21 protein-coding genes are annotated in these 20,763 nt (G+C 70.2%); 19 read left to right on the top strand and 2 right to left on the bottom strand.

The window, feature by feature from the left end:
- Positions 1 to 36: 36 nt before the first annotated feature.
- Positions 37 to 693 carry a bifunctional DNA primase/polymerase gene (locus tag AB0D85_RS27385; RefSeq protein ID WP_362325418.1) on the bottom strand — a complete coding sequence of 219 codons (657 nt, stop codon included), beginning with the start codon at positions 691 to 693 and terminating at the stop codon, positions 37 to 39.
- Positions 694 to 1,150: 457 nt separating this feature from the next.
- Here AB0D85_RS27385 and AB0D85_RS27380 point away from each other — a divergent pair, with 457 nt between their 5' ends.
- The 6 genes from AB0D85_RS27380 to ftsH all read left to right on the top strand — a co-directional run bounded on the left by AB0D85_RS27380 (position 1,151) and on the right by ftsH (position 10,784).
- Positions 1,151 to 2,635: a hypothetical protein gene (locus tag AB0D85_RS27380; protein ID WP_362325415.1), complete on the top strand. Its 1,485-nt coding sequence runs from the start codon at positions 1,151 to 1,153 to the stop codon at positions 2,633 to 2,635.
- A gap of 344 nt (positions 2,636 to 2,979) precedes the next feature.
- Positions 2,980 to 4,320: an ammonium transporter gene (locus AB0D85_RS27375; RefSeq protein ID WP_362325412.1), complete on the top strand. Its 1,341-nt coding sequence runs from the start codon at positions 2,980 to 2,982 to the stop codon at positions 4,318 to 4,320.
- Positions 4,317 to 4,655 (top strand): P-II family nitrogen regulator, encoded by a 339-nt coding sequence (locus AB0D85_RS27370; RefSeq protein ID WP_003997576.1) that lies wholly within the window; start codon positions 4,317 to 4,319, stop codon positions 4,653 to 4,655. Before AB0D85_RS27375 ends, AB0D85_RS27370 begins: the two co-directional genes overlap by 4 nt.
- A 35-nt stretch (positions 4,656 to 4,690) precedes the next feature.
- Positions 4,691 to 7,147, top strand: coding sequence for a [protein-PII] uridylyltransferase (locus AB0D85_RS27365; RefSeq protein ID WP_362325409.1), 2,457 nt, complete (start codon positions 4,691 to 4,693; stop codon positions 7,145 to 7,147).
- A gap of 93 nt (positions 7,148 to 7,240) precedes the next feature.
- On the top strand, positions 7,241 to 8,791 hold the full coding sequence (ffh, locus tag AB0D85_RS27360; protein ID WP_362325406.1) for a signal recognition particle protein: 1,551 nt from the start codon (positions 7,241 to 7,243) through the stop codon (positions 8,789 to 8,791).
- A 49-nt stretch (positions 8,792 to 8,840) separates the two neighbouring features.
- A complete protein-coding gene (gene ftsH / locus AB0D85_RS27355) occupies positions 8,841 to 10,784 on the top strand; it encodes an ATP-dependent zinc metalloprotease FtsH (protein WP_362325403.1) in 1,944 nt (647 codons plus the stop codon).
- Here ftsH and AB0D85_RS27350 read toward each other — a convergent pair.
- Positions 10,781 to 11,641 (bottom strand): methyltransferase domain-containing protein, encoded by an 861-nt coding sequence (locus AB0D85_RS27350; RefSeq protein ID WP_362325400.1) that lies wholly within the window; start codon positions 11,639 to 11,641, stop codon positions 10,781 to 10,783. The two genes, ftsH and AB0D85_RS27350, sit on opposite strands and share 4 nt — an antisense overlap.
- A gap of 586 nt (positions 11,642 to 12,227) precedes the next feature.
- Between AB0D85_RS27350 and AB0D85_RS27345 the strand changes: the two genes are divergently transcribed.
- From AB0D85_RS27345 to AB0D85_RS27285, 13 genes are all read left to right on the top strand, one after another.
- Positions 12,228 to 12,824, top strand: a complete 597-nt coding sequence (locus AB0D85_RS27345; RefSeq protein WP_037741615.1) for a hypothetical protein — start codon at positions 12,228 to 12,230, stop codon at positions 12,822 to 12,824.
- Between the two features lie 282 nt (positions 12,825 to 13,106).
- Entirely contained in the window at positions 13,107 to 13,526 is a 420-nt protein-coding gene (gene rpsP / locus AB0D85_RS27340) for a 30S ribosomal protein S16 (RefSeq protein WP_123973851.1), read from the top strand.
- Positions 13,527 to 13,531: 5 nt separating this feature from the next.
- Entirely contained in the window at positions 13,532 to 13,771 is a 240-nt protein-coding gene (locus tag AB0D85_RS27335) for an RNA-binding protein (protein ID WP_003973401.1), read from the top strand.
- 92 nt (positions 13,772 to 13,863) lie between these two features.
- The gene (gene rimM / locus AB0D85_RS27330; RefSeq protein ID WP_362325395.1) at positions 13,864 to 14,406 is read left to right on the top strand and encodes a ribosome maturation factor RimM; all 543 of its coding nucleotides are present in this window, start codon (positions 13,864 to 13,866) and stop codon (positions 14,404 to 14,406) included.
- A gap of 3 nt (positions 14,407 to 14,409) precedes the next feature.
- Positions 14,410 to 15,243 carry a tRNA (guanosine(37)-N1)-methyltransferase TrmD gene (gene trmD, locus AB0D85_RS27325; RefSeq protein ID WP_362325392.1) on the top strand — a complete coding sequence of 278 codons (834 nt, stop codon included), beginning with the start codon at positions 14,410 to 14,412 and terminating at the stop codon, positions 15,241 to 15,243.
- Between the two features lie 136 nt (positions 15,244 to 15,379).
- Positions 15,380 to 15,730 (top strand): 50S ribosomal protein L19, encoded by a 351-nt coding sequence (gene rplS, locus AB0D85_RS27320; protein ID WP_123973848.1) that lies wholly within the window; start codon positions 15,380 to 15,382, stop codon positions 15,728 to 15,730.
- 47 nt (positions 15,731 to 15,777) lie between these two features.
- Positions 15,778 to 16,491, top strand: a complete 714-nt coding sequence (lepB, locus tag AB0D85_RS27315) for a signal peptidase I (RefSeq protein WP_362325388.1) — start codon at positions 15,778 to 15,780, stop codon at positions 16,489 to 16,491.
- The gene (lepB, locus tag AB0D85_RS27310; RefSeq protein WP_362325385.1) at positions 16,484 to 17,572 is read left to right on the top strand and encodes a signal peptidase I; all 1,089 of its coding nucleotides are present in this window, start codon (positions 16,484 to 16,486) and stop codon (positions 17,570 to 17,572) included. The genes lepB (AB0D85_RS27315) and lepB (AB0D85_RS27310) overlap by 8 nt, the downstream gene beginning before the upstream one ends.
- Positions 17,463 to 18,488, top strand: coding sequence for a signal peptidase I (gene lepB, locus AB0D85_RS27305; RefSeq protein ID WP_362325382.1), 1,026 nt, complete (start codon positions 17,463 to 17,465; stop codon positions 18,486 to 18,488). The genes lepB (AB0D85_RS27310) and lepB (AB0D85_RS27305) overlap by 110 nt, the downstream gene beginning before the upstream one ends.
- Positions 18,489 to 18,603: 115 nt before the next feature.
- A complete protein-coding gene (lepB, locus tag AB0D85_RS27300; RefSeq protein WP_362325379.1) occupies positions 18,604 to 19,389 on the top strand; it encodes a signal peptidase I in 786 nt (261 codons plus the stop codon).
- On the top strand, positions 19,379 to 19,906 hold the full coding sequence (locus AB0D85_RS27295; RefSeq protein WP_362325376.1) for an NUDIX hydrolase: 528 nt from the start codon (positions 19,379 to 19,381) through the stop codon (positions 19,904 to 19,906). The genes lepB (AB0D85_RS27300) and AB0D85_RS27295 overlap by 11 nt, the downstream gene beginning before the upstream one ends.
- Before the next feature lie 56 nt (positions 19,907 to 19,962).
- Complete coding sequence (locus AB0D85_RS27290; RefSeq protein ID WP_003965949.1) at positions 19,963 to 20,271, top strand: DUF2469 domain-containing protein; 309 nt, start codon at positions 19,963 to 19,965, stop codon at positions 20,269 to 20,271.
- Positions 20,272 to 20,390: 119 nt separating this feature from the next.
- Positions 20,391 to 20,762, top strand: coding sequence for a YraN family protein (locus tag AB0D85_RS27285; RefSeq protein WP_351712516.1), 372 nt, complete (start codon positions 20,391 to 20,393; stop codon positions 20,760 to 20,762).
- Position 20,763 lies beyond the last annotated feature (1 nt).

Genomic DNA, 20,763 nt, shown 5'->3' with positions numbered 1-20,763 from the left:
GGGGACGGGCGCTTCGGCGTATGAGCCCCCGGCCGGTTATGCCCGCGAGCGGTGCGCCACGTAGGCCAGCGTCCCCAGCAGCAGCCGCGCGGCCGGTGGCCTGGTCGCCGAGTCCAGTGCCGGCGGCCGCAGCCAGCGCACCGGGCCCCGGCCGCCCCGGTCGGACGGCGGCGCGGTGATGTACGTACCGGAGCCGAGGCCGCGCAGGTCCAGCGAGGTCGGGTCGTCCCAGCCCATGCGGTAGAGCAGCTCGGGGAGTTCGGCGGCGGCGCCGGGGGCGACGAGGAAGTGGGCGCGGCCCTCCGGGGTGGCGGTGACCGGGCCGAGCGGGAGGCCCATGCGCTCCAGGCGGGCCAGGGCGCGGCGCCCGGCGGGCTCGGCGACCTCGACGACGTCGAACGCGCGGCCGACCGGCAGCATCACCGCCGCGCCCGGGAACTCGCCCCAGGCCTTGGTGACCTCGTCGAGCGTGGCCCCGGCGGACACCTGCGGCGCGAAGTCCAGCGGATGCGCCCCCGGCGTGGGGCAGCCGGTGTCCCCGCAGGAGCACGCGTCGGCCGCGGCCCGGGCGCCCGGCACCACGTCCCAGCCCCACAGACCGGTGAACTCGGCGACGGCGGTGCAATCCGACGAACGACCGCGCCGGCGTGTGCCGGAGCGGATCTCGCGAATGCCGCCGATCGTGAAGCCCATGCCCCCTCCAACGGGTCCGGCGCGCCGGTGGTTACGACACGGAACGGGACGGAAACGGAACGTGACGCTACGGCTCCGCCTTCCCCTGCGCCCGCAAGGTCACCGCGGCGCTCTGAAGCACTCCCGGTGGTGCACGTGGGGGCACGCGCCCCCAGATGCATCGTTCCGCCTACTCCCGGCCGTCCTATGTCAAGTGAATCGCGCCAAGGCCATCGTGAGTTCATTCGAAGGGGTGGCGAATGGTGGCGTTTCCGGGATCGCCATGGCTGGACCCGTGATCGTAGGATTACTTTGTGTGCACGAGGCCTGGGGGCACATGCACTCGTGGGTATGCCGGAGGCAACTCGGCATCCCGTTCGAAGGGTGAGAACTACCGGACGGGCGGCCGTATTTACCGGCATTCTGATAGGGCTTGGCGCATCCGGCATCAAGTGGTCTCAGGGATGGGGGCGTTCCAGTGGGCGGCAACGGCGGAAGCGGGACGACCGCGACCAGTACCGACAAGCGCCCCAATGAGCTGCTCAACTCGTGGTTCGTGCGCAGCGGCTGGTCGAAGGGCGAGCTGGCACGGCAAGTGAACCGCAGGGCACGCCAGTTGGGCGCGAACCACATCTCGACGGACACCTCCAGGGTGCGCCGCTGGCTCGACGGGGAGAACCCGCGCGAGCCGATCCCCAGGATCCTCTCCGAGCTGTTCTCCGAGCGGTTCGGCTGTGTCGTCTCGGTCGAGGACCTCGGTCTGCGGGCCGCCCGCCAGTCACCCTCCGCGACCGGCGTCGACCTGCCCTGGACGGGCCCGCAGACGGTGGCTCTGCTCAGCGAGTTCTCGCGCAGCGACCTGATGCTGGCGCGGCGCGGCTTCCTCGGAACCTCGCTGGTCCTGTCGGCGGGCCCGTCCCTCATCGAGCCCATGCAGCGCTGGCTCGTGCCCTCGCCCACCGCCCCGCCGGCGGCCCCCGAGCCGGTGGCGGAGTCCCGCCGCCCCGGCCGCCTCTCCAAGCCCGAGCTGGAGCTCCTGGAGTCCACCACGGTGATGTTCCGCCAGTGGGACGCCCAGTGCGGCGGCGGCCTGCGCCGCAAGGCGGTCGTGGGCCAGCTGCACGAGGTCACCGACCTCCTCCAGGAACCCCAGCCCGAGTCCACCGAGCGCAAGCTCTTCAAGGTCGCCGCCGAACTGGCCGAGCTGGCCGGCTGGATGTCGTACGACGTCGGGCTCCAGCCCACCGCCCAGAAGTACTTCGTCCTCGCCCTGCACGCGGCGAAGGAGGCCGGCGACAAGCCGCTCGGCTCGTACGTCCTCTCCAGCATGAGCCGCCAGATGATCCACCTCGGCCGCCCCGACGACGCCCTGGAGCTGATCCACCTCGCCCAGTACGGCAGCCGGGACTGCGCCAGTCCGCGCACCCAGTCGATGCTGTATGCGATGGAGGCCCGCGCCTACGCCAACATGGGCCAGCCCGGCAAGTGCAAGCGGGCCGTCCGGATGGCCGAGGACACCTTCGCCGAGGCCGACGAGTGGGACGACCCGGACCCCGACTGGATCCGCTTCTTCTCCGAGGCCGAGCTCTACGGCGAGAACAGCCACTCCTTCCGTGACCTCGCCTACGTGGCCGGCCGCAGCCCCACCTACGCCTCCCTGGCCGAGCCCCTGATGCAGAAGGCCGTGGAGCTGTTCGCCAAGGACTCCGAGCACCAGCGGTCGTACGCGCTCAACCTCATCGGCATGGCCACCGTGCACCTGCTGCGGGGCGAGCCCGAGCGGAGCACGGTTCTGGCCGCCGAGGCGATGGGAATCGCCAAGAAGGTGCGCTCCGAACGCGTGAACACTCGTATTCGAAAGACGGTCGACTCGGCCGTCCGCGAGTACGGCGACCTGGCGGCGGTCGTGGACCTCACCGAGCAGCTCGCCGTCGACCTTCCGGAGACCGCCGAAGCCGTCTGAACCCCGGTACTCCCCGGACCCCGGCCGCGGCCGGCCCTCCCGAACAGTCCGACTCGGCTCCCCCACGCCAGGTCATCGGAAGGCCGCCGCGGCCGGTTCTCTTCCTCCGCGAGCCGTCCGCGAGAAGGTTGCGTCACCATAACGATCCCGCAGCCGGACATCTCGCAATTCATCTACGCGTAACACACAGGGCGCCTTCGTCACTCCGGCGAAACAACGAGGGGCAACGACCGAAACCGCGCTGCGCCAATCTCATGGCGCATAACCGGCCCACCCCCCGCTTGACCGGACCGCTCACACGCTCCGACCCGCACGGGGCCGTACCAACCGACGAGGAGACGCCGATGGCACCAGCCGCCATCACGCTGGCAGCGGAGGCACCCAAGCTGTCTGCCGCTAACACGGGCTTCATGCTCATCTGTTCCGCCCTGGTGCTGCTCATGACGCCGGGTCTCGCCTTCTTCTACGGCGGCATGGTCCGCGTCAAGAGCACGCTGAACATGCTGATGATGAGCTTCATCAGCATCGGGATCGTCACCATCCTGTGGGTGCTCTACGGCTTCTCCCTCGCCTTCGGCGAGAGCAACGGCTTCATCGGCTTCGACTCCGACTGGCTGGGCCTGAGCAAGATCGGCCTGACGGACCTGTGGCCCGGCTACACCATCCCGATCTTCGTCTTCATGGTCTTCCAGATGATGTTCGCGGTCATCACCCCGGCCCTGATAAGCGGCGCCATCGCGGACCGCGTGAAGTTCTCGGCCTGGTCGCTCTTCGTCGCCCTGTGGCTCACGGTCGTCTACGTCCCGGTCGCCCACTGGGTGTGGGGCGCCGACGGCTGGGCCTACAAGCTCGGTGTGATCGACTTCGCCGGTGGTACCGCGGTCCACATCAACGCCGGTGCTGGCGCCCTCGGCGTCATCCTGGTCATCGGCAAGCGCGTCGGCTTCAAGAAGGACCCGATGCGCCCGCACAGCCTCCCGCTGGTCATGCTCGGCGCCGGTCTGCTGTGGTTCGGCTGGTTCGGCTTCAACGCCGGCTCGTGGCTCGGCAACGACGACGGCGTCGGCGCGCTGATGTTCGTCAACACGCAGGTTGCCACCGCCGCCGCCATGCTCGCCTGGCTCGCCTACGAGAAGATCCGGCACGGCGCGTTCACCACGCTGGGCGCCGCCTCCGGCGCGGTCGCGGGTCTGGTCGCGATCACCCCGTCCGGTGGTGCGGTCTCCCCGCTCGGCGCGATCGCCGTCGGCGCCATCGCCGGTGTCGCCTGCGCCGCGGCCGTCGGCCTGAAGTTCAAGTTCGGCTTCGACGACTCCCTCGACGTGGTCGGCGTCCACATGGTCGGCGGCATCATCGGCTCCCTGCTCATCGGCTTCTTCGCCACCGGCAAGGGCCAGTCCACCGCGACCGGCGTCTTCTACGGCGACCACTCCTTCACCCAGCTCTGGAAGCAGTGCGCCGGTGTCGGCGCGGTCCTCGCCTACTCGCTGGTCGTCTCGGCGGTCCTCGCCTTCCTCCTCGACAAGACCATCGGTATGCGGGTCTCCGAGGACGACGAGGTCTCCGGCATCGACCAGGCCGAGCACGCCGAGACTGCATACGACTTCAGCGGCACGGGCGGCGGTGTCGTCGGCTCCGTCTCCGCCGCGGCCCTGGCCGGCACCAGCAAGAAGGTGGACGCATGAAGCTCATCACCGCCGTCGTGAAGCCCCACCGGCTCGACGAGATCAAGGAGGCCCTGCAGGCCTTCGGCGTCCACGGCCTCACGGTCACCGAGGCCAGCGGCTACGGTCGGCAGCGCGGCCACACGGAGGTCTACCGTGGTGCCGAGTACACGGTCGACCTGGTGCCCAAGATCCGCATCGAGGTGCTGGCCGAGGACGACGACGCCGAGCAGCTGATCGACGTCATCGTCAAGGCCGCCCGCACCGGCAAGATCGGTGACGGCAAGGTCTGGTCGCTCCCGGTCGAGACCGCCGTACGGGTCCGCACCGGCGAGCGCGGACCGGACGCGCTGTAGAACAGAACCATCTGAATACAGGCAGGAGTCGCTGGGTGACGGGTACGGATGTTCGGAACGACACAGAGGACACGGGACCCAGCGGCTACGCGGCGGCCCGGCTGCGCCTCCTCACCGAGGAGGCGCGGTCCGGGCCGCCGCGCCGTACCGCCCTCGCGGAACTCACCGACGAATGGCTGACCGGCCTGTTCGCGGCCGCCACCGAGGGCATCAAGGGCGGCGTCTCCCTGGTCGCCGTCGGCGGCTACGGCCGCAGCGAGCTGTCCCCGCGCAGCGACCTGGACCTTCTGCTGCTGCACGACGGGGGCGACTCCGGCGCGGTGGCCGCCGTCGCCGACCGGCTCTGGTACCCCGTCTGGGACCTGGGCCTGGCCCTCGACCACTCCGTGCGCACCCCCGCCGAGGCCCGCAAGACCGCCGGCGAGGACCTCAAGGTCCAGCTCGGTCTCCTCGACGCCCGCCACATCGCCGGCGACCTCGGCCTCACCTCCGGACTGCGCACCGCGATCCTCGCCGACTGGCGCAACCAGGCACCCAAACGCCTCCCCGAACTCCAGGAGCTGTGCGCCGAGCGTGCCGAACGCCAGGGCGAGCTGCAGTACCTCCTGGAGCCGGACCTCAAGGAGGCCCGCGGCGGTCTCCGCGACGCCACCGCGCTGCGGGCCGTCGCCGCCTCCTGGCTGGCCGACGCCCCGCGCGAGGGCCTCGCCGACGCCCGCCGCCGCCTCCTCGACGTCCGTGACGCCCTGCACCTGACGACAGGACGCGCGACCGACCGCCTGGCGCTCCAGGAGCAGGACCAGGTCGCCGCCGAACTGGACCTCCTGGACGCGGACACCCTGCTGCGCCAGGTCTACGAGTCCGCGCGGGTCATTTCGTACGCCAGCGATGTCACCTGGCGCGAAGTGGGGCGCGTACTGCGTTCGCGCGCCGTCCGTCCGCGCCTGCGCGCCATGCTGGGCGGCGGCAAGCCGGTCCCCGAGCGCTCCCCGCTGGCCGAAGGCGTGGTGGAGCAGGACGGCGAGGTGGTGCTCGCCCGCGCCGCCCGCCCCGAACGCGACCCCGTGCTCCCGCTGCGTGCCGCGGCCGCCGCCGCCCAGGCCGGCCTCCCGCTCTCCCTGCACGCCGTACGGCGCATGGCCGCCACCGGGCGCCCCCTGCCCACGCCCTGGCCCGCCGAGGCCCGCGAACAACTGGTCACCCTGCTCGGCTCCGGCCGCCCCACCATCGACGTCTGGGAGGCGCTGGAGGCGGAAGGCCTGATCACCCGCCTGCTCCCGGACTGGGAGCGGGTGCGCTGCCGGCCGCAGCGCAACGCCGTGCACATCTGGACCGTCGACCGCCACCTCATCGAGACGGCCGTGCGCGCCTCCGAGTTCGCCCGCCGTGTGCACCGCCCCGACCTGCTCCTGGTCGCCGCGCTGCTGCACGACATCGGCAAGGGCTGGCCCGGCGACCACTCGGTGGCCGGCGAGATCATCGCCAAGGACGTCGCGGCCAGGATCGGCTTCGACCGCGCGGACGTGGCGGTCCTGTCCGCTCTGGTACGGCATCACCTGCTGCTGATCGAGACCGCCACCCGGCGCGACCTGGAGGACCCCGCCACCGTCCGCCTGGTCGCCGAGGCGGTCGGCACCCAGAGCACCCTGGAGCTGCTGCACGCGCTCACCGAGGCCGACGCGCTGGCCACCGGTCCGGCCGCCTGGTCCACCTGGCGCGGCTCGCTCGTCGCCGACCTGGTGAAGCGGGTCTCGGCGGTCCTCGCCGGGGACGGCAGCGAGGAGCCCGAGCCGGGCGCGCCCACGGCCGAACAGGAGCGACTGGCCATCGAGGCCTTCCGCACCGGCGGCCCGGTCCTGGCCCTGCGCGCCCAGACCGAGCCGACCGCCACGGAGGACGAGCCGGCCGGCGATCCCGAGCCGCTCGGCGTGGAGCTGATCATCGCCGTACCGGACCAGCCGGGCGTCCTCCCGGCCGTCTCCGGTGTCCTGGCCATGCACCGCCTCACGGTCCGCACCGCCGAACTGCGCTCCCTCCGGCTCCCGGACGACGTCGACGACGGCACCGTCCTGCTGCTCAACTGGCGCGTGGCGGCCGAGTACGGCTCACTGCCCCAGGCGGCCCGGCTGCGCGCGGACCTGGTCCGCGCGCTGGACGGGTCCCTGGACATCGCCGCACGTCTGACGGAGCGGGACGCGGCCTACCCGAGGCGCCGGGGCTGGGTGGCCCCGCCGCCGCGCGTGACGGTGGCCTCGGCGGCCTCCCGGCATGCGACGGTGATCGAGGTGCGGGCCCAGGACGCACCCGGGCTGCTGTTCCGGATCGGGCAGGCCCTGGAGGACGCCCAGGTACGGGTGCGCAGCGCGCATGTCAGCACCCTCGGGTCCAACGCCGTCGACGCCTTCTACGTGACCGGCACCGACCACTCGCCGCTGCCCGCCGAGGAGGCGACCTCGGTGGCGCGCAAACTGGAGGAGACCCTGAGGGCCTGACCGCCCGGTCGTGCAAGGCGGGGACGACTTCCTTGCGCGGCCGGATACCCTGGAAGACGCTCACCGCCCCCGACTCCGAGGACCGACGCCGCCGTGTTCGACACTCTCTCCGATCGCCTCTCAGCGACCTTCAAGAATCTCCGCGGCAAGGGGCGTCTGAGCGAAGCCGACATCGACGCCGTGACGCGGGACATCCGCATCGCGCTGCTCGAAGCGGACGTGGCCCTGCCGGTCGTGCGCGCGTTCATCAAGAACATCAAGGAACGTGCCCTCGGTTCCGAGGTCTCGCGTTCGATGAACCCGGCCCAGCAGGTCCTGCTGATCGTGAAGGACGAGCTCGTCACGATCCTCGGCGGCGAGACCCGGCGCCTGCGCTTCGCCAAGCAGCCGCCGACCGTGATCATGCTGGCGGGTCTGCAGGGTGCCGGTAAGACCACCCTCGCGGGCAAGCTCGGCCGCTGGCTGAAGGAGCAGGGCCACTCGCCGCTCCTGGTCGCCGCCGACCTGCAGCGCCCGAACGCCGTGAACCAGCTGAGCGTCGTCGCCGAGCGCGCCGGAGTCGGCGTGTACGCGCCCGAGCCGGGCAACGGCGTCGGCGACCCGGTCAAGGTCGCCAAGGACTCCATCGAGTTCGCCAGGTCGAAGGTCCACGACATCGTGATCGTGGACACCGCCGGCCGCCTGGGCATCGACCAGGACATGATGCAGCAGGCCGCGGACATCCGGGACGCGGTCTCGCCGGACGAGATCCTCTTCGTCGTCGACGCGATGATCGGCCAGGACGCCGTCACCACGGCCGAGGCCTTCCGCGACGGCGTCGGCTTCGACGGCGTGGTCCTGTCCAAGCTGGACGGTGACGCCCGCGGTGGTGCCGCCCTGTCGATCCGCCAGGTCACCGGCAAGCCGATCATGTTCGCGTCGAGCGGCGAGAAGCTCGAGGACTTCGACGCCTTCCACCCTGACCGGATGGCCTCCCGCATCCTCGACCAGGGTGACCTGCTCACCCTGCTCGAGCAGGCGGGCAAGGTGTTCGACCAGGAAGAGGCCGAGAAGATGGCCTCCAAGCTGGCGTCCAAGAAGGGCCAGGACTTCACCCTGGACGACTTCCTGGCCCAGATGGAGCAGGTCAGGAAGATGGGCAGCATCAGCAAGCTGCTCGGCATGCTGCCCGGCATGGGCCAGATCAAGGACCAGATCAACAACCTGGACGAGAAGGACGTCGACCGCACGGCCGCGATCATCAAGTCGATGACCCCGGGCGAGCGCCAGGACCCGACGATCATCAACGGCTCGCGCCGCGCCCGTATCGCCAGGGGTTCGGGTGTCGAGGTCAGCGCGGTCAAGGGGCTCGTCGAGCGGTTCTTCGAGGCCCGCAAGATGATGTCGCGCATGGCACAGGGCGGCGGAATGCCGGGCATGCCGGGGATCCCGGGCATGGGCGGCGGCCCCGGCCGCACCAAGAAGCAGCCGAAGCAGGCCAAGGGCAAGCAGCGCTCCGGCAACCCGATGAAGCGCAAGCAGCAGGAGCTGGAGGCGGCCCAGCGCCGCGAGGCCGCCGCCCAGGGCGGCAACGCGTTCGGGCTGCCGCAGCAGGGCGGCGAGGACTTCGAGCTGCCGGACGAGTTCAAGAAGTTCATGGGCTGAGTTCACCTGTGCGCGTGCCAGGGGTTGGTCGGTGCCGTACGGTCCGCATATGACCAACCCGGCGCCGCCGCGCAAGTCACCCGACCAGCCCTGGCGTACCGAGGGCACCCCCGAGGAGCCCCCGAAGCCGCCGCCCGGCGGACGGAAGATGCACGGCGGCTGGTGGCGGCTGATCGTCACGGCTCTGGTGGTGTACCTGCTCGCCAACCTGGTGCTGTCGTACTTCGACCAGGAGAACGAGCCGACGATCTCCTACACCGAGTTCAGCAAGCAGGTGGACGCGGGCAACGTCGAGAAGATCTACGCCAAGGGCGACTCGATCCAGGGCCAGCTGAAGAAGGGGCAGAAGAACCCCGAGGGCGGCGGGAACTACACCAAGTTCAACACCGAGCGCCCGTCGTTCGCCGGGGACGACCTCTGGACCAGCCTGACCAAGCACAATGTGACGGTCACGGCCGAGCCGGTCGTCCAGCACCGCAGTTTTCTCGCCAACCTGCTGATCTCGCTGGCGCCGATCATCATTCTGGTCGCGGTGTGGGTCTTCATCGCCCGCCGGATGAGCGCGGGTCTCGGCGGCGCGGGCGGCATGCTGGGCCGCAAGGCGCCGCCCAAACCGGTCGAACTGGAGCCCGGACAGCAGCGGACCACCTTCGAGGACGTGGCCGGCATCGACGAGGTCGAGGGCGAGCTCAACGACGTCGTCGACTTCCTGAAGAACCCCGACGCCTATCGGAAGATGGGCGCCAAGATGCCGCGCGGTGTGCTGCTCGCCGGCCCGCCCGGCACCGGCAAGACCCTGCTCGCGCGGGCCGTCGCCGGCGAGGCGGGGGTGCCGTTCTTCTCGGCGTCCGCCTCCGAGTTCATCGAGATGATCGTCGGCGTCGGCGCCTCACGCGTGCGTGAGCTGTTCGCCGAGGCCCGCAAGGTCGCGCCCTCCATCATCTTCATCGACGAGATCGACACCATCGGCCGGGCCCGCGGCGGCGGCGCCTCCATGGGCGGCCACGACGAGCGCGAACAGACCCTCAACCAGATCCTCACCGAGATGGACGGCTTCTCCGGCTCCGAGGGCGTCATCGTCATCGCGGCCACCAACCGCGCCGACATCCTGGACCCGGCGCTCACCCGGCCCGGCCGTTTCGACCGGGTGGTCCAGGTCTCGCCCCCGGACCGCACCGGCCGCGAGGCGATCCTCCAGATCCACACCCGCCAGATCCCGCTCGCCGAGGACGTCGACCTCGCCCAGGTCGCGCGTACGACCCCGGGCATGACCGGCGCCGAACTGGCCAACCTCGCCAACGAGGCCGCCCTGCTCGCGGTCAAGCGCAAGCAGGAACGGGTCACCCAGTCCGACCTCTCGGAAGCCCTGGAGAAGGTCCAGCTCGGTGCCGAACGGCCGCTGGTGATGCCCGAGGAGGAGCGCAGGCGCACCGCCTACCACGAGAGCGGGCACGCCCTGCTCGGCATGCTGCAGCCCGGCGCCGACCCCGTCCGCAAGATCACCATCGTGCCGCGCGGCCGTGCCCTGGGCGTCACGCTGTCCACGCCGGACGCGGACAAGTACGCGTACACCGAGGAGTACCTGCGCGGCCGGATCATCGGCGCCCTCGGCGGGATGGCCGCCGAGCAGGTCGTCTACGGAGTGCTCACCACCGGATCCGAGAGCGACCTGGAACAGGTCACCGGCATCGTGCGCGGGATGGTCTCCCGCTGGGGCATGAGCGAGGAGGTCGGCCGCCTCTCGGCGCTCCCGAGCGACGCCCAGCAGGCCTACGGACTCGCCGCCGCGCCGGGCACCCTCGACGTGATCGACACCGAGATGCGCCGGATCGTCGACGAGTGCTACGAGGAGGCCTGCCGCAAACTCCGCGACCACCGGGGCCAGCTGGACGCACTGGCCCAGGCACTGCTGGAGAACGAGACACTGGAGGAGTCGGACGCGTACCGCATCGCGGGGATCACACGTCTGAGCAAGGACCTCGACAACGCCTAGGGAACGCGCGCGATCAGGTACCGGAAGACGTTCGGCATCCACACCGTGCCGTCCGGCCGCTGGTGCGGGTGGAGCGCCTCCGCCAGTTCCTTGGCGACCTGCTCCTGGTCGGTCGCCGCGATCGCCGCGTCGAACAGCCCGGTCGACAGCAGCCCGCGTACCGCGCTGTCCGTGCCGGCGTACCCGAACGGGCAGGAGACCCGCCCGGAACCGTCGATCCGCAGACCGGCCCGCTGGGCGACCTCCTCCAGGTCGTCCCGGCAAGCCGGGCGCCAACGGCCCGTGCTGCGCAAAGGATCGGCCAATTTCGCGGCCACCCGCAGTACGGACGAGGTCGCGCAGCGCTCCGGCGGACCCCAGCCGGCCAGCACCACGGCCGCCCCGCGCCGCGCCGACGGCGTCGCCTCGGCGAGCAGTTCACCGAGCCCCTCGGCGTCGCCGGCCAGGCAGCCGATGGGCTCGAAGGCGGTGATCAGGTTGTACGCCGGTGCCTGCGGGGCCGCCGCGTCCGCGGGCGAGCCCTCGACGATCCGGACGGCGCGGCCACGCGCGCGTGCTCCGAGGGCCGGGTCGGGCAGCAGCCGCTCACGTGCGAGGGCGAGGCGCTCGGGGGAGGTGTCGACACCGGTCACCGCGGCCCCTCTGGTCGCCGCCATGAGCAGGGCGAGACCGGAACCGCAGCGCAGGCCGAGCAGCCGGGTGGCGGGGCCCACTTCGAGTCGCTCGTGGACGGTCTCGTAGAGCGGGACCAGCATCCGCTCCTGGATCTCGGACCAGTCACGCGCGCGTGCGCCCAGGTTCACGCGGAGGGTGGAATCCGCGTGGGACCGGTGCTGCCGCACGAGCGTAGGTGTCATAGGTAAGCGCCCCAATCCGCCGAGAGTTACGCACTGACCGATTCCGTGGCCCCCGTGCCGTGCGCTCGCACTTCCCACCTATGCCACATAACTCCGGGCTCGCGGTGGCGTCCAGAGGTCGCGGGTCCCGGCTTGGGCGTGCGCTGTGACTGTGGCGAGATTTCACATCCCGGCAACTTGGGGCTCTACCATCGGACCCACGCACGGCGGTTCCGGCCATGGTCGGCCGCCACCGTGACCGTACGGTGTCTGGTCACCGGAGACGGCCGGTGCCGGATGACGACGGGCTCCGGAGTAACGTCGGGGCCGTTCCGCACGCTGACCGGGGTAGCGCCTTCCGTCACGACAGCGACCGAAACGTATCTTGCGCATCCGCCGACCACAGCCGCCCCGGGGCACGGACCGGGTCCCCACGCCGGGTCGTACGTCAGACTACGCACCGGCTTGGTATGAGCTGTGAGGCTTCTCCGCAGATCAGCGCACCCGTACTCGTCTCCATGCATCAGCGGCAACTGACGGGTACGTGCAAATTATTTGGGATGGCCCGGAATAGGAACACAGCGGCACTCCCGCTCGTTGTCATTACGTGAGCACGACACAGACACCACCTGTTCTCGCCGCAGAGCTGGCAGAGGCGTGGGCCGACATTCAGCGGTACCACCCCGAGCTGCCGGACCTTGCCGCGCCAGAGTCCCTGATCGGGGAGTCGTCGTCCGCGTGCGGTCACGAACTCTCCTTCGAACGGCTGCTCCACGAGGCAGTCCACGGCATCGCCGCCGCCCGCGGAGTCCGCGACACCTCCCGGGCCGGCCGCTACCACAACCGCAGATTCCTCGCGATCGCGGAGGAGCTGGGCCTGGACCACCCCGACGAGCCGCATCCCAGCAGCGGCTTCTCGCTGGTCACGCTCAACCCCGAGGCCAAGCGCCGCTATCGCCCGACCATCGAGAGACTGCAGCGCGCTCTCAAGGCGCACACGGTGGCCACCTCCGCCGACACCTCCCGTACCTTCCGCGGCCCGGCCGCCCGCCACGGCTCGTCCGGCGGCGGCGTCCGCGTCAAGGCGGTGTGCGACTGCGGTCGCAACGTCCGGGTCGTCCCGTCGGTGCTGGCCCAGGCCCCCATCGTGTGCGGCGGCTGCGGCAAGCCGTTCCGCATCCCGGAGGTCGTGGGAGCGGCGTAGGTCACGGCTGCTCGTGGCAGCCGTAGCCATCGCCCTGCTGTGATGCCGGTCAGTGCACCCGACGTACACCACCTCCACGCCGGGTGCGCTTTCGGCGTGCCCTCGCATGACCGCCGGCGCAAAGCGACCCGCAGGTTGTGGCACAATGGCTAGCTGTACTCGACAGCCGCACAGGACCCCTCTCTCCTCCGGCTGACGCGTCCATCGGGCACTCGGGTACCGCAACCCCACGCGGCAGTCTCGCCGTGCCCAACCACGTCAAAACCAGGAGAACCCACTCCCGTGGCAGTCAAGATCAAGCTGAAGCGTCTGGGCAAGATCCGTTCGCCTCACTACCGCATCGTTGTCGCCGACTCCCGCACTCGCCGTGACGGCCGTGCGATCGAGGAGATCGGCAAGTACCACCCGACCTACAACCCGTCGGTCATCGAGGTGGACGCCGAGCGCGCCGCTTACTGGCTCGGCGTCGGCGCCCAGCCGACCGAGCCCGTGCTCGCCATCCTGAAGAAGACCGGCGACTGGCAGAAGTTCAAGGGCGAGCCCGCCCCGGCTCCGCTGCTCGTGGCCGCTCCGAAGGCCACGCGTCCGTCGTTCGAGGCGCTCGGCGGTGACGACGAGGGCAAGGGTGAGGCGATCACCCAGAAGAAGAAGGCTGAGAAGAAGGACGAGGCTGCGGCTGAGTCCGAGTCGACCGAGGCCTGAGCAGCATGCTCGAAGAGGCGCTTGAGCACCTCGTGAAGGGCATCGTCGACAACCCTGACGATGTGCAGGTCGCCTCGCGCAACCTGCGCCGCGGGCGCGTGCTGGAGGTCCGGGTACACCCCGACGACCTCGGCAAGGTGATCGGCCGCAACGGCCGCACCGCGCGTGCCCTGCGTACCGTCGTGGGCGCCATCGGCGGCCGCGGAGTCCGTGTCGACCTCGTCGACGTGGACCACGTCCGCTGACGCTTCATCGCAACCGGCTCGGGCCGGGGAGGGCCACCGGCCGTCCCCGGCCCGCAGTCGTATGAGCAGGAGATGACAGGAGAACCAGCACAGTGCAGCTCGTAGTCGCACGGATCGGCCGCGCCCACGGCATCAAGGGCGAGGTCACCGTGGAGGTACGTACCGACGAACCGGAGCTCAGGCTCGGGCCCGGTGCCGTACTCGCCACCGATCCCGCGGGCGTGGGACCGCTCACCATCGAGACGGGCCGCGTGCACAGCGGCCGCCTGCTCCTGCGCTTCGAGGGCGTCAAGGACCGCACCGCCGCCGAGGCCCTCCGCAACACCCTCCTGATCGCCGAGATCGACCCGGAGGAACTGCCCGAGGACGAGGACGAGTACTACGACCACCAGCTCATGGACCTGGACGTGGTCACCGTGGACGGCACCGAGGTCGGCCGGATCACCGAGATCTCGCACCTGCCCTCCCAGGACCTGTTCATCGTCGAGCGCCCGGACGGCAGCGAGGTGATGATCCCGTTCGTCGAGGAGATCGTCACCGAGATCGACCTGGAGGAGCAGAAGGCCGTCATCGCGCCGCCGCCCGGTCTGATCGACGACCGGGCCGAGATCGCGTCCTCGCGGGAAGAGTCGTAAGAGATGCGCCTCGACGTCGTCACGATCTTTCCCGAGTACCTCGAACCCCTGAACGTCTCGCTCGTCGGCAAGGCACGCGCGCGTGGCCAGCTCGACGTGCAGGTGCACGACCTGCGGGCGTGGACGTACGACCGGCACAACACCGTCGACGACACCCCGTACGGCGGCGGCCCCGGCATGGTCATGAAGACCGAGCCCTGGGGCGACGCCCTCGACTCCGCGCTCGCCGACGGCTACGAGACCGGCTCGCACGCCCCCGCGCTGATCGTCCCCACCCCCAGCGGCCGCCCCTTCACCCAGGAACTCGCGGTCGAGCTCTCCGAGCGGCCCTGGCTGATCTTCACACCGGCCCGCTACGAGGGCATCGACCGGCGGGTCATGGACGAGTACGCGACCCGGATGCCGGTCTACGAGGTGTCCATCGGCGACTATGTGCTCGCCGGCGGCGAGGCGGCCGTACTGGTGATCACGGAGGCCGTGGCGCGGCTGCTGCCCGGCGTGCTCGGCAACGCCGAGTCGCACCGCGACGACTCCTTCGCGCCCGGCGCGATGGCGAACCTCCTGGAGGGTCCCGTCTACACCAAGCCGCCCGTCTGGCGCGGCCGGGACATCCCCGACGTGCTGCTCAGCGGCCACCACGGCAAGATCGCCCGCTGGCGCCGCGACGAGGCCCTGAAGCGGACGACCGCCCACCGGCCCGACCTGATCGAGCGCTGCGACCCCAAGGCCTTCGACAAGAAGGACCGCGAGATGCTCTCCATCCTGGGCTGGGCCCCGGACCCGGAGGGCGAGCCGCACGGCCGATTTTGGCGCAGGCCAGAGGCCGTGGAAGAATAGACCGCTGCTGTGCGTCCGTCCGGCGTGCGCCCCTGCCGCAGGGGGACACGACGCCCGCCCCGACCCGCACGGCAGTCCTCATGGAACACCTAGTTTCCGTTGATGGCCTGTGGCATCAACGAAGAAAGCAGACGAAATGTCTCACCTGCTCGACACCGTCGACTCCGCGTCGCTGCGCAGCGACGTCCCGGCCTTCCGCCCGGGTGACACCGTCAACGTCCACGTCCGCGTCATCGAGGGCAACCGCTCCCGTGTGCAGCAGTTCAAGGGCGTTGTGATCCGCCGCCAGGGCAGCGGTGTCCGCGAGACCTTCACGGTCCGCAAGGTCTCCTTCTCCGTCGGCGTCGAGCGCACCTTCCCGGTGCACACCCCGATCGTCGAGAAGATCGAGCTCGTCACCCGCGGTGACGTGCGTCGCGCCAAGCTCTACTACCTGCGCGACCTGCGCGGTAAGGCCGCGAAGATCAAGGAGAAGCGCGAGCGCTGATCTCGCGCGACGGGATTCTTATCGGCGCCGGATAACATCTGGCCCCGATGGACACCGAAGCACAGCCGACGGAGCGCGACCGCTCCTCCCGCCCCGAACCAGAGGCCGTGGAGGACCGGTCGCGTTTCGCGTTCCTGTCGCGGATCACCGAATGGCTCCCGGGCGGCTGGATCTCCCTGACCCTCTTCGCCTGCCTGGCGTTTTTGCTCGTCCTCAACACTTTCGTGGCTCAACCATTCCAGATTCCCAGCGGATCCATGGAACAGGGATTGAGGATCGGAGACCGGGTTCTCGTAAATAAGTTGGTGTACCGGTTCGGCGCCCAGCCGCGCCGGGGAGATGTCGTTGTGTTCGACGGCACCGGGTACTTCGGGGACGCCGACTACATCAAACGCGTTGTCGGTGTGGGAGGAGACCATGTGGTCTGCTGCGACAAGGAGGGGAGGATCGAAGTGAACGGCCGGTCGGTCGACGAGACCGCGTTCCTCTATCCCGGTGACATCCCCTCCACCGTGCCCTTCGATGTCGTCGTTCCCGACGGCAGGCTCTTCGTCCTGGGCGACCATCGCAGCGACTCCAGTGACTCCCGTGACCATCTGGGCTCACCCGGCGGCGGCATGATCCCCGTCAAGGACGTGATCGGGCGGGCCGACTGGATCGTCTGGCCCTCCGCGCACTGGACCCGCCTCACCCGTCCCGCCGCCTACGCGCGCGTGCCGGCGGCGGGGCAGTCGAAGGGGGCGGGAGCGGCCCATGGGTAACCGCGGCAAACCGCGCAGTGTCTCCGCCGACGCCGCCGCCACCCTGCTGCCCACCGGGGTCCGGCGCACCTCCAGCCCGTCCGGCGGCCGCTCCCGCGCGGAGCGGCGCAAGCTGCAGCGCAAGGTCAAGCGCAAGCGCCGGCGCGGAGCGATGCGGGAGATACCGCTGCTGGTCGGTGTCGCCGTCCTGATAGCTCTCGTGCTGAAGACGTTCCTCGTCCAGGCGTTCGTGATCCCGTCGGGCTCCATGGAGCAGACGATCCGGATCGGCGACCGCGTCCTGGTCGACAAGTTCACCCCGTGGTTCGGGTGGAAGCCGCACCGCGGGGACGTCGTCGTCTTCCACGACCCGGGCGGCTGGCTGGCCGACGAGCAGACCACCAAGACGAACGACCCGATCGTCGTCAAGCAGGTCAAGGAAGGGCTCACCTTCATCGGTCTGCTGCCCTCCGCCAACGAGAAGGACCTCATCAAGCGGGTCATCGGCGTCGGCGGCGACCACGTCAAGTGCTGTGACTCGCAGGGCCGGGTGACCGTCAACGGTGTGGCGCTGACCGAGGGCGACTACCTGTATCCCGGGAACGCGCCCTCCACCCAGGAGTTCGACATCACCGTGCCGCAGGGCCGGCTCTGGGTGATGGGCGACCACCGCGGGAACTCGGCCGACTCCCGGGCCCACCAGGACACCGACTACGGCGGCACGGTCGCCGTGACGTCGGTGGTCGGCCGGGCCATGATGATCGGCTGGCCCGTCGGCCACTGGACCAAGCTCGATGAACCTAAAACCTTCGCAAGCGTTTCCAACTCAGTGTCGGGGTCGACCGCCGCTCCCCAGCTGTCGCATAGGGTTGCCTCCGACGATCCGAACGGATACATCCAACTCCCGACCCCTGCGGAACTCCCGCTCGTTATGGGAGTGGTGGGCCTGCGCCGGGGATGGCGCGGGCGGCGGCACGGAGTGAGGAGTTGGCGTGGGGGATGTGGCGGTAGGCGCACGGTCGGGACACGACGGCGAGGAGCACAGCGGGCGCCCCGAGGAGAATGTCCCCAGCGCAGGCGGCGGTTCCACCTCCGGGAATGAGAGCGGTCCGGCCGGCGACGGCGGTCCGGCGGACGGCCCGTACCCCGGCGGCGACGGCGGGGGCACGGACGGGGACGCGGACGGGTCGTCGGCGCCCGCTCCGAAGAAGCCCCGCTCCTTCTGGAAGGAGCTGCCGATCCTGATCGGTATCGCGCTGGTGCTGGCGCTGCTGATCAAGACCTTCCTGGTGCAGGCGTTCTCGATCCCCTCGGACTCGATGCAGAACACCCTCCAGCAGGGTGACCGCGTCCTGGTCGACAAGCTCACCCCGTGGTTCGGCTCCAAGCCGGAGCGCGGCGAGGTCGTCGTCTTCCACGACCCGGACGACTGGCTGGCGGGCGAGCCCGCGGCCACTCCGAACGCGATCCAGACGTTCCTCAGCTGGATCGGCCTGATGCCGTCCGCCGAGGAGAAGGACCTCATCAAGCGGGTCATCGGAGTCGGCGGCGACACCATCTCCTGCAAGGGCAGCGGCCCGCTCACGGTCAACGGCCATGCGCTGACCGAGCCTTATGTGTACCCGGGCAACACCCCGTGCAGCGTCGACGACCAGGGCGGCCAGTTCACGGTGCACGTGCCCAAGGGCTACATCTGGGTGATGGGCGACCACCGCCAGAACTCCCGCGACTCGCGCTACAACCAGTCCGACAAGCACCACGGCATGGTCCCGGTGAAGGAGGTCGTCGGCCGCGCCATCGTCAAGGCCTGGCCGATCAACCGCTGGGGCACGCTGCCCATCCCGGACACCTTCGACCAGTCCGGCATCAACACGCAGTCGTCCGCCGCCGCCTCCCTCTCGGTGGCCCCGGAGGGCGTGGCCGTCGCGGCCGTCCTGCCGATCGCCGTGTGGCGCCGCCGGCGGGACGACCGGATCGAGTCGAAGTTCGAGCGGCGCGCGGCCGCCGGCAAGCGCTGACCGCGCCCGGCGAGGGTCCGCTGACCGACGCATGTGAAACCCTTGGGGAGCTTGTGACCAGGGGCGCCGAAGAAGGGCTGCCCCTACCCGGTACCGCCGGGTAGGGTGCGGCCTCATGGGTGGCGAGAGCACGATACGTACGGCCCCGCGCAGCGGAGGCACCAGCACGAACACGGCGCCGACCGGCGGCAGGCTCGGGGACCGGCTGTCCGGAATCGCCGTCGCGCTGGGCATCGTGCTGTTCCTCGGCGGGTTCGCCTGGGGAGCGGTGGTCTACCGGCCGTACACCGTGCCCACCAGTTCGATGTCACCGACGATCGCCGCCGGAGACCGGGTCCTCGGACAGCGCATCGACGGCGGCCAGGTGCGCCGGGGTGATGTCGTAGTCTTCAGCGACAAGAGCTGGGTCACCAACTCGGACGTCGTCAAGCGCGTGGTCGCGGTCGGCGGGGACACGGTCTCCTGCTGCACGAACGGCAAGCTGACCGTCAACGGCAAGCAGATCACCGAACCGTATCTGCCGGCGGGCACCCAGGCCGAGCTCCAGGGCTTCCCGACCGTCACCGTCCCCAAGGGCCGGCTCTTCCTGCTCGGCGACGAGCGCCAGGGCTCCCTGGACTCCACCGCCCACCTCACGGACGCGGCCAAGGGCACGGTCGGGCGCGGCGCCGTGATCGCCCGCGTGGACGCCGTCGTCTGGCCCATGAACGGCATGCTCAAGCGCCCGACCGGCTTCGAGGCCCTCGGTTCCCTCTCCGAGCCGGGCCCGCTGCGCATCATCACCGCCATGATCGTCGCCGGCGGTGTGCTGGTCCTCGGCGGCGGTGCGTACGGGCCGGTCGCCAAGCTGTTGGGCCGCTCCCGCTCCCGTGGCCGTACGGAGCCCGCCGGTGCCCGCTGAGGCGCCGTCGCAGGGCGGGGAGCAGCCGTCGCGGGAGGGGCCGCGCAAGGTGGCCCGAGTGGTCCTCGTCGACCCCGACGACCGTATCCTGCTGCTGCACGGCCATGAACCGGACGACCCGGCCGACGACTGGTGGTTCACGCCCGGCGGCGGGCTGGAGGGCGACGAGACCCGTGAGCAGGCCGCCCTGCGGGAACTCGTCGAGGAAACCGGCATCACGGACGTCGAACTCGGCCCGGTGCTGTGGCGGCGGATGTGCTCCTTCCCGTTCGCCGGCCGCCGCTGGGACCAGGACGAGTGGTACTACCTGGCGCGTACGACGCAGACGTCCGTCGAGGCCAGAGGCCTGACCGAGCTGGAGCGACGCAGTGTGGCCGGAGCACGTTGGTGGACGTGCCAGGAACTGACCCGGGCACATGAGACGGTGTATCCGACCAGACTCGCCGAGCTGTTCCGTAGGCTGCTCGACGAAGGTCCCCCCGTCAGGCCCGTCACCCTTGACACGGAAATCGTCTAGGGGCGCTCGGGACTGGCGCACAATGGTGGGATCGCACGGCTGAAGGGGAACATGCCATGAGCGCCGAGGACCTCGAAAAGTACGAGACCGAGATGGAGCTGAAGCTCTACCGGGAGTACCGCGATGTCGTCGGTCTGTTCAAATACGTGATCGAGACCGAGCGGCGCTTCTACCTCACCAACGACTACGAGATGCAGGTGCACTCGGTCCAGGGCGAGGTGTTCTTCGAGGTGTCCATGGCGGATGCCTGGGTCTGGGACATGTACCGGCCGGCGCGCTTCGTGAAGCAGGTCCGTGTCCTCACGTTCAAGGACGTGAACATTGAGGAACTGAACAAGAGCGACCTGGAGCTTCCGGGCGGCTGAGTTTCTCGGGGTGGTCACTCGTGCGGGTGACGGAGTTGTCCACAACCGCTGAGTAACCTCACCAAGATCAACTCATTGGTCGGGCATGCGTGACCGTTGGCGCCGGAGGTGGTGCCGACATGAACACCAATCGGGCACGCAGCGCACTCGGCAAGTACGGCGAGACGCTGGCCGCGCGGCGGCTGGCGGAGGCCGGTCTGACGGTCCTGGAGCGCAACTGGCGCTGCGGCAGGTCGGGCGAGATCGACATCGTGGCGCGGGACGGGGACGTCCTGGTCGTCTGCGAGGTGAAGACCCGGCGGGCGGGGCTCTTCGAACACCCCATGGCCGGGGTGACCCCGGAGAAGGCGGAGCGCCTGCGCGGCCTCGCCGAACACTGGATCCACGCACACGGAGGGGCACCGCCGGGCGGCGTCCGCATCGACGTGATCGGCGTGCTGCTGCCGCAGCGCGGGGCACCGGTGGTCGAGCACGCTCGGGGGGTGGCCTGAG

Origin of the sequence: Streptomyces sp. NPDC048277 (genome assembly GCF_040652235.1) — a bacterium.
Taxonomy (GTDB): domain Bacteria; phylum Actinomycetota; class Actinomycetes; order Streptomycetales; family Streptomycetaceae; genus Streptomyces.
This window is presented reverse-complemented; position numbering and strand designations above follow the sequence as displayed.

Coding starts and splice junctions, on each gene's coding strand:
- AB0D85_RS27335 (WP_003973401.1), top strand. CDS start 13,532: ATGCTCGAAGAGGCGCTTGAGCACCTCGTGAAGGGCATCGTCGACAAC.
- AB0D85_RS27370 (WP_003997576.1), top strand. CDS start 4,317: ATGAAGCTCATCACCGCCGTCGTGAAGCCCCACCGGCTCGACGAGATC.
- ftsH (WP_362325403.1), top strand. CDS start 8,841: ATGACCAACCCGGCGCCGCCGCGCAAGTCACCCGACCAGCCCTGGCGT.
- lepB (WP_362325385.1), top strand. CDS start 16,484: ATGGGTAACCGCGGCAAACCGCGCAGTGTCTCCGCCGACGCCGCCGCC.
- AB0D85_RS27385 (WP_362325418.1), bottom strand. CDS start 693: ATGGGCTTCACGATCGGCGGCATTCGCGAGATCCGCTCCGGCACACGC.
- AB0D85_RS27290 (WP_003965949.1), top strand. CDS start 19,963: ATGAGCGCCGAGGACCTCGAAAAGTACGAGACCGAGATGGAGCTGAAG.
- rplS (WP_123973848.1), top strand. CDS start 15,380: ATGTCTCACCTGCTCGACACCGTCGACTCCGCGTCGCTGCGCAGCGAC.
- AB0D85_RS27285 (WP_351712516.1), top strand. CDS start 20,391: ATGAACACCAATCGGGCACGCAGCGCACTCGGCAAGTACGGCGAGACG.
- trmD (WP_362325392.1), top strand. CDS start 14,410: ATGCGCCTCGACGTCGTCACGATCTTTCCCGAGTACCTCGAACCCCTG.
- AB0D85_RS27350 (WP_362325400.1), bottom strand. CDS start 11,641: ATGACACCTACGCTCGTGCGGCAGCACCGGTCCCACGCGGATTCCACC.
- AB0D85_RS27375 (WP_362325412.1), top strand. CDS start 2,980: ATGGCACCAGCCGCCATCACGCTGGCAGCGGAGGCACCCAAGCTGTCT.
- lepB (WP_362325379.1), top strand. CDS start 18,604: ATGGGTGGCGAGAGCACGATACGTACGGCCCCGCGCAGCGGAGGCACC.
- lepB (WP_362325388.1), top strand. CDS start 15,778: ATGGACACCGAAGCACAGCCGACGGAGCGCGACCGCTCCTCCCGCCCC.